General features: G+C 36.8%; 10 protein-coding genes. 1 reads left to right on the top strand and 9 read right to left on the bottom strand.

Translation table 11 applies throughout. The features are described from left to right. Positions 1–126: 126 nt before the first annotated feature. Positions 127–1,926, top strand: coding sequence for a cation:proton antiporter (locus ACH6EI_RS22895; protein ID WP_047749567.1), 1,800 nt, complete (start codon positions 127–129; stop codon positions 1,924–1,926). A 28-nt stretch (positions 1,927–1,954) separates the two neighbouring features. Here ACH6EI_RS22895 and ACH6EI_RS22890 read toward each other — a convergent pair whose 3' ends face one another. From ACH6EI_RS22890 to ACH6EI_RS22850, 9 genes are all read right to left on the bottom strand, one after another. Then, complete coding sequence (locus ACH6EI_RS22890; protein WP_028411945.1) at positions 1,955–3,331, bottom strand: O-antigen ligase family protein; 1,377 nt, start codon at positions 3,329–3,331, stop codon at positions 1,955–1,957. A 25-nt stretch (positions 3,332–3,356) separates the two neighbouring features. Beyond that, positions 3,357–4,859 carry a murein biosynthesis integral membrane protein MurJ gene (gene murJ / locus ACH6EI_RS22885; protein ID WP_099331349.1) on the bottom strand — a complete coding sequence of 501 codons (1,503 nt, stop codon included), beginning with the start codon at positions 4,857–4,859 and terminating at the stop codon, positions 3,357–3,359. Between the two features lie 30 nt (positions 4,860–4,889). Next, positions 4,890–5,222 carry an EamA family transporter gene (locus ACH6EI_RS22880; RefSeq protein WP_014457712.1) on the bottom strand — a complete coding sequence of 111 codons (333 nt, stop codon included), beginning with the start codon at positions 5,220–5,222 and terminating at the stop codon, positions 4,890–4,892. After that, on the bottom strand, positions 5,215–5,550 hold the full coding sequence (locus ACH6EI_RS22875) for an EamA family transporter (RefSeq protein ID WP_013059873.1): 336 nt from the start codon (positions 5,548–5,550) through the stop codon (positions 5,215–5,217). Before ACH6EI_RS22875 ends, ACH6EI_RS22880 begins: the two co-directional genes overlap by 8 nt. Continuing rightward, positions 5,550–7,268 (bottom strand): DUF6020 family protein, encoded by a 1,719-nt coding sequence (locus tag ACH6EI_RS22870; protein ID WP_098112261.1) that lies wholly within the window; start codon positions 7,266–7,268, stop codon positions 5,550–5,552. Before ACH6EI_RS22870 ends, ACH6EI_RS22875 begins: the two co-directional genes overlap by 1 nt. 2 nt (positions 7,269–7,270) lie before the next feature. After that, positions 7,271–8,209 carry a glycosyltransferase family 2 protein gene (locus ACH6EI_RS22865; protein WP_013059871.1) on the bottom strand — a complete coding sequence of 313 codons (939 nt, stop codon included), beginning with the start codon at positions 8,207–8,209 and terminating at the stop codon, positions 7,271–7,273. Beyond that, the gene (locus tag ACH6EI_RS22860; protein WP_098112260.1) at positions 8,206–9,306 is read right to left on the bottom strand and encodes a glycosyltransferase family 4 protein; all 1,101 of its coding nucleotides are present in this window, start codon (positions 9,304–9,306) and stop codon (positions 8,206–8,208) included. Before ACH6EI_RS22860 ends, ACH6EI_RS22865 begins: the two co-directional genes overlap by 4 nt. Positions 9,307–9,596: 290 nt before the next feature. Beyond that, positions 9,597–10,382, bottom strand: a complete 786-nt coding sequence (locus tag ACH6EI_RS22855) for an endonuclease/exonuclease/phosphatase family protein (RefSeq protein WP_028411950.1) — start codon at positions 10,380–10,382, stop codon at positions 9,597–9,599. 4 nt (positions 10,383–10,386) lie between these two features. Further along, positions 10,387–12,024 carry a PTS transporter subunit IIBC gene (locus ACH6EI_RS22850; protein WP_025752447.1) on the bottom strand — a complete coding sequence of 546 codons (1,638 nt, stop codon included), beginning with the start codon at positions 12,022–12,024 and terminating at the stop codon, positions 10,387–10,389. Positions 12,025–12,192: the final 168 nt, after the last annotated feature.

Genomic DNA, 12,192 nt, shown 5'->3' with positions numbered 1-12,192 from the left:
GGGGAGAGGCGTTTAGCATTTTTGAAAAAGTGGTAAAACAAGGTAGTGTTTGTTTCTTCCTGTATAACATCGGTTTATTTTAGGGAAAATATATACACATTATGCGAACGAGAGAAGGAAGATACAATGGAACCTATGCTTGTACATATCACACTTGTAGTGGGACTAGGAGTTCTATCTCAGTGGCTGGCTTGGAGATTTAAGCTACCAGCAATTGTCGTGATGTCGATTATCGGACTGCTAACAGGCCCTATTTTAGGTTTAATTGATCCTAAAGCACAGTTTGCTCAGCTTTTTGATCCTTTTGTATCGATTGCTGTAGCTGTTATTTTATTTGAAGGCAGCTTGAACTTAGACATGAGAGAGGTAAGAGGAATCGAAAAGCCCGTGTTTCGCATTGTGACACTGGGAGCCATGCTAGCTTGGATGTTAGGCTCTTTAGCTGCTCATTATATAGCGGATTTATCCTGGGCGGTGGCAATTGTTATCGGAGGGCTTTTTATTGTGACGGGTCCAACCGTAATTTTACCTCTTTTACGACAAGCTAAATTAAAACCAAAACCAGCAGCGATTTTAAAATGGGAAGGTATTATTGTCGATCCATTTGGTGCACTGTTGGCCGTTTTTTCGTTTGAAATTGTTCAATTTTTAGTGCTGAGAGAAGTGAGTGGAAAAACAATTCTCTTTTTCTTCGTAGCCTCTATTATTGCCGTTTTAATAGGATGGATTCTTGGCCGCGGAATAGGATGGATGTTTCAAAAGGGGCATATTCCAGAGTATTTAAAATCTCCGGTCGTATTTATTGTCGTTATTGCCTGCTTTACAGTAGCTGATGAAATTAAGCATGAAACAGGTCTTCTAGCAGTAACAGCGATGGGGATTACCCTTGCTAATATGCATATTTCGTCTATTAGTGATATGCGACACTTTAAAGAGAATATTTCGGTTCTATTAACTTCTACTATTTTTATCATGTTAACGGCTGGACTGACGATGAAGACCATTACTGAAATTTTTCATTGGAATATTATTTTGTTTGTTTTACTTATGCTGTTTATTGTCAGACCTGTCTCCATCTTTTTATCAACGGTAGGCACAGATTTATCTATAAAAGAAAAAATACTGATTGGCTGGATTGCCCCGCGCGGAATTGTGGCGTTAACGGTCTCAAGCTACTTTGCGAAAGTACTAATTGATGAAGGATTTAAAGATGCTTCGATCTTAACAACGCTGACATTTGCTTTAGTGTTTGCTACGGTTTGTGCACACGGTTTTTCCCTTTCATGGCTAGCTAAAAAGCTGGATTTATCGATTGGCGAAGAACCTGGTATTTTGCTTGTGGGAAGCAATGATTTTACGGTTGCCTTTGCTTCAAAGTTAAAACAGCTGGGCTATCCAGTATTAGTTGCTGATTCTTCGTGGGAGCGGTTAAGAGTTGCGCGCAGAGCGGAGGTAAATGTTTATCACGGAGAAGTACTAGCTGAGCAAACAGAATATCATCTAGACTTAACTCCTTATGAATATGTGATTGCTGCAACTGAGTTAGATGCATATAATGCGCTTGTTTGTACTGCTTTTCTTCAAGATATGGGACGGAACAATGTTTTTCAATTGAGCATTCGTGACCAAGAAGATTCAAGAGAAGATGTTGATGAAATTATGCATACAGTAAGAGGACGTATGCTCTTTAAGAAAGGCATTACGTGGGAGTTTCTGCATCATAAAATGGAGCATGGATATACGATTTACAATACAAAAATCACGGATGAATATACGTACGAAACATATCTTGAGGAGAAAAGCGATGATTCTCTTTTACTAGCAGTGAGTACGCAAGGAAAGGCATTGAGTTTTTTTGCTCATGATCAAGAAATAAACGTCAATGCGGGCGATACGGTGTTAAGCCTTCAGCCATTAAAAAGATAAAAAAACAGGCCTTTCATGGCCTGTTTTTTTATGCTTGTCTTTGTTTAAAATGAATGACGAACAGATAAGCAGCAGCTGCTGCGAAATAGATGGTAACGGCTGGTGCTGTAAAGACATGCCCAGCTACAAAAGCAATTCCAAGAGCTAATACAATTGCTGTACTATACATCATAAAGCTTTCATCAAGAAGCTGTGATGGCTCTTTAAATAATCGAACCAATACGGTTAAACCAACTACTAGAAGTGGAAGAACCCATAGTAAAAATCCGATGATACCTAAAGAGAAAAACAAATCATAAAAATCCATTTCAATCATCTTTGGCGGAAGCTGTTTTGTATAGTCACCAGAAAAGCCCATACCTATCATTTTTCGTGCAATAGGTGCTTTTGCATACTCTTCCTTATGATGAGCTAAGAATTGCTCACGGCTGCTTAGAATCAGATTTTGAATATCTTTATCATCTAAATTTGATTCCTTTTGTTTTTTCTTTTTAGCCGGCTTTTCTTTTTCTTTCTTTTCCGGCTTTTCTTGCTTTGTTTTCTCTTTTTTAGCCTCTAACATATCGATGTGCGTATATGTGTTTTTATAAGCTGGAGAAATCGGAGTAGTTGCTCCGGTTACAATTAAAAGCAGAATTGAGATTACTAAGTTGGCTTTAATTAAGCTGCGTTTATTCGTAAATAATTTAGCAAATAAGACAACTGTTGCTACAACTAAAGAAAGAATAACGGCACCTAAGCCTACTTTCGTTCCAAGCATGATGGACGAAACGGCTAACAAGATAAAAGGAATCCAGTAATAAGCTTTTGAAAACGAACGTACTTTATCTAAAGCTAAAAGCAGTGTGAGAGGAAGCAAAATAGCAATGGTTGCGCCTAGCTCATTCGCTGCATAAAACCAGCCTTTAAACCCAATTTTATTATACTGATAACTCTCTAGTGCTGTACCCGTTAGCATTGTACCGATAAAAACAATACTGATGATGAGTGAAGCAGTTAATAAGTTTTTGCTCAGTATTCTTTTTACATCCACAGATGATCGATAATGTGAAAACATCACAATCATTCCAAGCAGCGTAACGTTCATATAAACAACTTTATTGAAAAATTTAATTTCTTGCCCAATATAATAAGGATCTTTCCATTGATGATTTAAGTAGATGTTGAGTCCAAGAAAGAGTGCAAAAACAATAAGGTAGATAATCGAATATCTAGCCCATTTTGATTGTTTGGCAAACACTAAAAGTAGGACACCTGCAAAAATCATATATAGAAAGCGAATAACAACCCCAATTGAGAGACCACTATCCATGTTCAAAACCATGTACGTCGTTAGCATATCAATAATCGGCTGAATTGAAATAAAACCAACGAACAGAAAAAATAACCAGTATGTGTTCTTCATATAGTACTCTCCTGTTTTACGTGAATTAACGTTTTCTTTTAACTAAAAGCATAACACCTTCTACTCTGCATAATAGCGTCGACATTAAGTATACTAAACCACCTGCAATACAGACAATACCAAATCGTAAGATAACATGTAATGAATTCAAAAATGCGATGTCCTTTAAGAAGAACATGACGATCGTAACAGGTACGGAAGCTAAAAGAATTTTTCCTGTTTCTTTCACTAGATATCCGTAATGGAAGTGATTGATTTGTTTTGCCAGCATAACGAATACGATAGCCGTATAGAAAAAGGCAACTACTGACATGGAAAGTGCTAATCCTTGGTATCCCATAAATTTAGTGAAAATCATGTTAAAGATGATATTTAACACAATGGATAATAAGCCTGCTCTCATAATAAGATAACCTTTTTGAAGAGAATAAAATCCTTTTGCAAGAACAGCTTGCAGGGAATAGAAAAACACCGAACCTAGGTAATAATAAGATACATCTGTTGTTTTTAACGTCGAATGTGCGTCAAATGCACCGCGCTGGTAAGCAATCATTACAATGTCTTTCATATAAAAGATCATGATAACAATCGTCGGAATCAGCAGCATCAGCATAAACGTAATCCCTTTTTCAATTCCTGATTTAAAGCGCTCTTCATCTTTTTCAGAAATGGCTCTTGCAATCAGCGGATAAATAATGGTTGCGACCGTAACCCCGAATATTGCCTGGGGAATACTTACAAGTCTGAAAGCATAATTCAAGTATGAAATAACGCCTTCACCAAAGGAACCGGCAAAGAAGAAGTTGACAGTTAAATTAATTTGACCGACCATAATGGTTACACCAACAGGGATGAATACTTTATAAAAAGCCACCACTTCATCACGGTCAATTTTTTGCTTCCATAACAGCAGATGCTGCGGTTTAAAATAGACAACTTTAATTAAGAAAGAAGCAATAGTTCCTATAAAATAGCCAAGAGCAATTGCATAGCCGCCCATAATTGAATGTAATAGGATTGTACTTAAAATTGTAAATAATACAACAACCGTTTGAGAAAACACAGAGAAAGAATATTGACTTCGTGCATCAAATACACCTTCGTATACGGCATTCACTCCAACTAGTGAAAGAGATAAGAAGTACATAACGCCCGTATAAATTCCTAGTTCAATTGCTGCTTTAGAAAAATTAGAATACGAAGCGGGAAAGTAAAAGAAAGCCGCAATTGATCCGAGAACCGAAATAATGAAACAAATAAGAAAGGTTGATTTAACAATATTAGTCAAATGAACCTTTCCTTTATTTTCTTTTTCATAACGTAAATAACTAGGAATAAACGCATCCTTCATCCCCGTTAACATAAATAAAATAAAAGCATTTGGAATAATCATTGCTGCGTTGTATGAATCGACAATATAACTTGTACCGAAATAGTTAGCAATAACTAAATCACGAATCATACTAGAAAATTTCAAAAATAATGTTGATATGAGCAGTAAAATGCTCGCGAATTTTAAGTTTTTCATGCGAAACTCCTACCTTTTCAAGTTATCTCATCAACTATTAGCAATAAAGAAGCATCCGACAATTAGAAGAATACAGCCGATAACTTGTTTTGTTGTAACTTTTTCTTTAATTAAAAAGTAACCGAATGTTAATGTCCAAATGTACGTAATAGACGTGAGCGGAAATACAATAGAATAAGGTAACAGCGTTAAAACATACACATTAAGCAGAGCTGCTGCCCCGTAAAAAAGGCCGCCACCCACAAAACAAATAAGCGCTAGCTTTATCTTTTTTTCATTTAAATACGTAGAAATATACTTGAAAAAGACAGCTCCAACTGAACCTAAAAGAGTCATAATAATTAAAAGTGGGATACTATTCATCTTGGCCACCTACTAAAATTACACCTACGATAATAATAAGAGTACCGACCAGCTTCATAGGGCTAATGGTTTCATTTAATAGAAAGAAACCAAGAGCGATGCTGATGACATATCCTAGGCTTAAAAATGGATGAAGCAAGGAAACTCTTTCAAATTTAAAAGCGGCAATCATAAACACCGCTCCTAATCCATAAAGGAAAAAACCAATAATTAAATTTAAGTTAAATGAAGCTTCGGACAACTTCCAAAAAAGTTGTCCAACAGCTGTAAACAGGGAAGCCACGATAATGAGTGTGATTCCTAGCTTTTTGTTATAATTGCTCTCCATCAGGAGGTCACATCCTTTTCTTTCTGATCAAATCGGATAAAAGGAAGACCAATAAAGAAGAAAGACACAAATACGCTTGCTAATAAATATCGAAAATCTTGAGCCGGCAGTGCCGCAAGAACAGAAAGCGTGTTAAGTGCCCAAGGAATGACAATAATAAGGGACGTAATTCCTCTTCGAATCACTAGCATTAATGAAAATAATAAAATGACACAGTGATAAAAAGCTGGCTTCCATAAGAATGTAAAAACAGGGTGCTTAAAAATAGCTAAGTAAGCATTGGCAGTATGTGTAATAAACGGCTCGATTACTTTATTTTTAAGACCTAAATCGTTGCCGTAATAAATGTTGGTTACGTACGTATCCGTGTAGCCATCTTTAAAAGGATTGATTTGCCATACTAAAGCTGTTTGTTTGAGAAAGCCTTCCGTTGCTAGATAAGGATTTTTGATGACAATGCTAGCATAGTTCTTAAAGTAAAGGCCTAAATCATTAAAAATAAACTCGCGGTCGTAGTATTTCCACGTGAATTTAATTGGATCGCTTTTGTATGGATTATACTTTTCTTTCCACAATTCAATAGGGAGCACTTTATTAAAATATTCGCGCTCTTCTTTTGACATCTCTCCATCATTTGAAATGATGTTTGCAATTTGTTGAGTTGGAATAGACAAAGCTTCATTTGGATCTGAAGGTTTTACATCAAGCCACGTGAACACAGGGCCTGTAACAATCTTTTGTAAAATAAAGACGACTAAGAAAATCGTGACAAGAGGTTTCCAATTTTTTCTGAATAAGACAATCATTAAAAGGAAAGTCAAAACAAATACAGGAAAACCATTATGTCTAAAGAAAGCTACTCCAAATGCGGAAAGTAAAAGTAAGAAAAAGCTCGCTTTACTTTTAACCCAAGCACCTTTTGACAGATAAATTTTTGCAATGTTAACCGTAAAAAACAGCAGAAAAGCACTGTATAAAATGTCTTTCCAAATAATAATTGAAAAGATTAAGAAGCTTGGAATAATGACAATAATAGCTGTTAAAAGTCCAATCATAACAGGATGTGCTTTGCGTTTAATGAAAAAGTCAAATGTATAGGCGTATATGCTCACTACAACAACAATTTGCGTGAACGCTACAATTCCTGGGTTATCCCATATTTTTGTCAGCAGCATAATGAGCCACGTAATCATAATAGGGTGCCAATCGTTAAATTCTCCGTTATGTGCCTGTCTCCACTGTGCTAATGAATCAGGAGTCATGGCCGCTGGGAAAAAGGCGAACCAGTAATATAGACTAACAGCTAAAATAAGAATCGTAACAATTCCTAGATAACGCTTTGGGTGTGCAAATATATAGTGAAAATCGTTTATCTGTTTGATAGCGCTGAGTACAGCGGCCGTCAGCAGCATTGCCAATAAAGTACGGCTGATGGCATACAAAACGAGTGAAAAAATAGTTGAGCTCGTCATATGTAAGTTATCTAAAAGTGAAAACTGTACGATAAACGAAAAAACAATCAGCAATAGCCATTCTAGCGGTTTAAATGAAGCATAAGCTCTATTTTTATAAATAAAAATAGAGCTTATGATGGTAAATACAAGTGCAGCAAAAAGGGAAAGATAGTGAACACCGTCTGGATTACCAATACTTAAACCGATAAGAATAATTAAAGCTGTTACTGTAAGCAGTAAAATACTTTTTTTATTCTTCATCATTGTTATTCTCCTACTTGTTCAATCTGTTCAATTTTTTTATTTAGTTCTAATTCATATTGCTTGCGATTTAATGAAGCGATTGTATCTAGAATTAATCCACAGACGAAAGATAAAACACCTAACACCATCAATCCAGTTGCTAAGATAGATGAAGGTACTTTGGTAATAAAGCCTGTATCAAAAAATTCATAAAGTACCGGAGCACCAACAGCTAATCCTGCGACAATAAACAACACTGTCCAAATGGAGAAGAACTGAAGCGGCTTGTACTCTTTAAATAACGTAAAAATCATTCGTAACACTTTAAATCCATCAGAGAACGTATTAAGTTTCGATTCGCTGCCTTCAGGTCGATCGCGATAATCGATCGCGATTTCTTTTAGGCGGAATCGTTTATCTAACGCGTGAAGACTCATTTCTGTTTCAATCTCAAATCCTGGGCTCATCACAGGAATTGATTTTACAAATAATTTATCGTACGCACGATAACCTGTCATGATATCTTTAATGTTACTTTTGTACAGGCCGTTAATTAAAGAACGTACTAAGTTGTTACCAAAATTATGGAAAGCACGTTTGTTTTCTTCGAGATACGTTCCGTTTGATAAACGATCTCCAATGACCATGTTAGCTTCTCGATTTCTAATAGGCTCAATTAATTGATGAACAAATTCTGCAGGATACGTATCATCCCCATCTACCATGACATAACAATCTGCATCAATTTCTTGAAACATTGAACGTACAACGTTTCCTTTTCCTTGCTTAAATTCTTTTTTGACGATTGCGCCGTGTTCAAGTGCAATTTCACTTGTACGATCTTTTGAATTGTTGTCGTATACATAAATATCTGCACTAGGCAGTTCGCGTTTGAAATCGTCAATTACTTTTCCAATTGTTACTTCCTCGTTATAACAAGGAATTAAAACTGCGACTTTCATTTTTCCACCTCATCAAAAAAAATTGTTGGGAGTTGTTCAGCAATTACATCTACTGTGTAGCGGTTTGCTGTTTGTAACGCCTGTTGAGACATTTGCTGTTTCACATCTTCAGGAAGATTAATAAAAGCCTGTAGCTGTGAAGCTAGTTCATCTACATTTTTAGGCTCAAAGAATAGACCATTCTTTCCGTCTATAATGTAATCTTTTAGACCACCAATCTGACTCCCAATCACGGGTGCTCCGCAAGCCATAGCTTCGAGGCCGACTAAGCCCAAACTTTCTCCTTTTCTTACGGTCGGAAACACGAATGCTTCAATCGCATTATATACGTAAGCAAGAGACGACTGAGGAAGCAGAGGAAAATGGATGACTTTTCCCTCTAGGCCCAGAGTCTTGATCATTTCCTTAAATGCAGCTTCGTCTTTTCCGCTTCCAACGTATAAGTATTTGTAAGAAGTGGGCGTTTGTTGTTCAGCTTTTGCAATTGCTTGAAGGTAGTATTCCCATCCTTTACCCACATCAATGCGGCTTACACATCCAATATAACGGATAGTAGGGTCCAAGTTTAGTTCTTGATAAGCTTTGCTTTTATCTGCATAAGGATGAAACAGATCTTTATTCACTCCTCCGCTTGGAAAAATATAGATTGGATTATGAACCTTATATTTCTCTTCAACGAGCCCTTTATAGTAGGGAGAAGGAGTAATAATTTTAGTGGAATGGTGCAATAAGTCATTTACTCTAGGCTGATATTTTTCCTGTGAAGCTACTTCAGGTACAACATCTGAACCATGCACGTTTGTCACAATCTTCACATTCTTCTTTAGCTTTTTGAGAATCAGCAGCGGAAGAGCATTATGAGATGCATAATGTACGTAAAGATAGTCGTAGTTTTTTGTTAAGCCCGTCACAATGACATTAGCATAATGAGAAGCATAGCTAAAAAGCTTGCTTAATTTGCTTGTCTTTTTTTGCATGACAATTTTATCAACTTGAATACCATATTGAACTAAAATTTTTTCAGTGTTTTGAACAAATACACCATAGCTCGGGAATTGTTCAGAAGGATACATATTTGAAATCAACAAAATTTTCATGATTGTTTCACACCTATTTTTCTTTATTAGTTTATGATAATGACAACGGGTGTTCATTTAAATAGAGCTTACATGTATCATCTTACTATTAAGTTGAGCGATTTCATTGATAAACATGCAAAAATGGGTTGCATATCGTCAACATCACAATATTATAGCACACCTACTTTTTAAAATGCGAAAGTTTATCGGACACTTCTAAAACGATAGATAAAGCAGTAAAGAAGATGATTTTTACATAATCATAATCACAAGAAAAAAGCGAACGCTATTCGTTCGCTTTATGTCACTTATTTCACTTCAACGCTTACCCCAAAATGGTCAGAAACAACGGGATAATGTATGCCGTTAAAAACTACAGTCGATGATTGAATATCCTGCGCATGACTCGATAGAATGAGATCAAGGCGAAGCGCCCGTTCATTATCATCCCATCCAGCGATGTTCCCTTGAACTGTAATACCGCTATCTTTTTTGTTCGATAGAGTATACGTATCATAGAGGCCTTGGCTCAACAGGTAGTCGTAACCTTCATGTCGTCTATGAGCGTCGTTATTGAAGTCTCCAAGTAAGAAAAATGGGTTATCTTTGTGTACATGAGCTAGCAGCGTATCAACTTGCTGCTTGAATGGCTCTTCCTCGTCATCCCACCAGCCAAGATGACAAGAATAAAAAGTGAGGAGTTCTTTTTCATATTCGATTGTTGCTCCAACAATTCTTCTCGTTTTCCAATAGTCAATATTTGACGTTTGTGAAACAAAAAATGAATGCTCTTCAATAATCGGGTGTTTCGTTAAAATGGCAATTCCTTCTTCATACACTTCATAGCCTATATGAGATAAATCCCATACCAATTGATAGTCTTCACCTTGCTTACCCAGTTCTTTTGCTAAAAGCCAAGCGTAATTATCGCTGCGAATGTAGTCATATACATAAGGCGCGTCTATTTTTTGGCTTACTTCCTGTAAAGCAATGACATCATATTTTTCTTTTTTAATTACTTCAGCTAGACAAGATAACTTGTCTAGCTGATTTTCCTCTTGCCAAGAGTGGCAATTTAACGTTAATAGCTTCATTATGTTAAGCTCCTAACAAATCTTGAATGTCGGATTTCAAAACATCCGCTTTAGGTCCATAAATAGCTTGTACCCCTTTATCTTTCAAGATTAAACCAAGGGCTCCGTTTTGTTTCCATTCACTTTCTCCTGCAACGGCATGTATATCTTTTACCGTTACACGTAAGCGAGTCATACAAGCATCCACGTCTTCAATATTGTTTTCTCCGCCAAGCAGTCCAATAATGACTGGGGCAAGCGAATCATTTTTCACCTGCTTGCTGCTTGTTGCAGTTGTTTCTTCATCGATATAGTTTCCGTTACGTCCCGGTGTTGGGAAGTTAAAACGTTTAATTAAGAAGTTTGCCACTCCAAAATTTAAGCCAAAAAATACAAGGCAGGCGATGACAAAGTTCATTAAGTCAGCCCATAGTCCGGCTTTGATAATCATTGGTGTACGTGTTAATAGTTCAATTACGCCAAATGAGTGTACGCGAACATGAACAATATCAACAATGGCAAAAGCCAGTCCTGTCATAATGGCGTATACGACGTATAGAAGAGGCGCCGCGAACATGAACATAAATTCAATCGGCTCTGTTACGCCTGTTAAGAAAACAGCTAGTCCAGCTGAAAAGAACATTGAACGATATTTCGAACGTTTGTCAGGATCTACGTTGCGATACATTGCTAAAGCAATTCCAATTAATGACGCACAAGATAAAATCATCTGTCCTACTTTAAATCGTGCAGGTGTAACGTCATGTAAGAGCTGCTTGTAGCTGTCCATATCTCCTGCAGCACGGAAGTTATTTAAGTCTGCAATCCAAGCAAGCCACAAAGGATCTTGACCGGCAACAGTGGAACCTGCTCCAGAACCCGTTAAAATTTTGTACGTACCGCCTAGCTCCGTATAGTTCATAGGAACTGTCAGCATATGATGAAGACCAAACGGAAGAAGGAGACGCTCTAATGCTCCGAAAATAAATGGTGCCAGAATAGGAGCTGTATCTCTAGATGTTGCAATCCACTGTCCGAAGCTGTTTAGCGAACCTTGGATGAACGGCCACACAATGGATAAAAGCAGTGCCGTTACAACTGAACCACCGATGACTACAAACGGTACGAAGCGCTTGCCGTTAAAAAACGAAAGAGCTTCAGGCAATTTATCATAATTGTAATATTTGTTGAATAAATTTGCGCCTAAGAAACCAGCGATAATTCCTACGAATACTCCCATGTTAAGAGCGGGAGATCCTAAAATAGATGTGAAGTAGTCTTTTACAACTAATTCTTGTCCAAACAGTGATTGCACCGTTGCTTTTGAATCTGAGAGCATTTCTGCTTTAACTCCAAAAATGGCTCCTGTAATTCGATTAATAAGAATGAATGCAATGAGTGCAGCAAATGCACCGCCAGCACGTTCCTTTGCCCAAGATCCCCCGATGGCAACAGCGAACAAGATGTGAAGATTTGTAATGATACCCCATCCTATATCTTCCATCACTCGTGCAATTGTTTGTACAGCAGTGATGTCTCCCCCAGTCATTGCAACTAGTTTTCCAAGTGAAATCATGATACCAGCTGCGGGCATAACCGCTACTACTACTAATAAAGCCTTACCAAACTTCTGCCAAAAATCAAATGAAAAGAACTTCTTCATAGTTTTTCCCCTTCCCCTATGTATGGGTTTTCATTTTATTTTTTGATAAACTATATTTTTAAGATAGTGCAACCGTTTGCATAAACCTATTGTAATAAAAGGGCTTTCATAATGCAATACTGTAATTTCTCTTTTTTTGAAAAATTTATTCATAAATTATAAATGATG

The organism is Priestia sp. JSM ZJ58, from assembly GCF_044383985.1.
Classification (GTDB): Bacteria; Bacillota; Bacilli; order Bacillales; family Bacillaceae_H; genus Priestia; species Priestia zanthoxyli.
The sequence above is the reverse complement of the archived record's forward strand: the minus strand, read 5'-3'. Positions and strand labels throughout refer to the sequence as shown.

Coding starts and splice junctions, on each gene's coding strand:
- ACH6EI_RS22895 (WP_047749567.1), top strand. CDS start 127: ATGGAACCTATGCTTGTACATATCACACTTGTAGTGGGACTAGGAGTT.
- ACH6EI_RS22890 (WP_028411945.1), bottom strand. CDS start 3,331: ATGAAGAACACATACTGGTTATTTTTTCTGTTCGTTGGTTTTATTTCA.
- murJ (WP_099331349.1), bottom strand. CDS start 4,859: ATGAAAAACTTAAAATTCGCGAGCATTTTACTGCTCATATCAACATTA.
- ACH6EI_RS22880 (WP_014457712.1), bottom strand. CDS start 5,222: ATGAATAGTATCCCACTTTTAATTATTATGACTCTTTTAGGTTCAGTT.
- ACH6EI_RS22875 (WP_013059873.1), bottom strand. CDS start 5,550: ATGGAGAGCAATTATAACAAAAAGCTAGGAATCACACTCATTATCGTG.
- ACH6EI_RS22870 (WP_098112261.1), bottom strand. CDS start 7,268: ATGATGAAGAATAAAAAAAGTATTTTACTGCTTACAGTAACAGCTTTA.
- ACH6EI_RS22865 (WP_013059871.1), bottom strand. CDS start 8,209: ATGAAAGTCGCAGTTTTAATTCCTTGTTATAACGAGGAAGTAACAATT.
- ACH6EI_RS22860 (WP_098112260.1), bottom strand. CDS start 9,306: ATGAAAATTTTGTTGATTTCAAATATGTATCCTTCTGAACAATTCCCG.
- ACH6EI_RS22855 (WP_028411950.1), bottom strand. CDS start 10,382: ATGAAGCTATTAACGTTAAATTGCCACTCTTGGCAAGAGGAAAATCAG.
- ACH6EI_RS22850 (WP_025752447.1), bottom strand. CDS start 12,024: ATGAAGAAGTTCTTTTCATTTGATTTTTGGCAGAAGTTTGGTAAGGCT.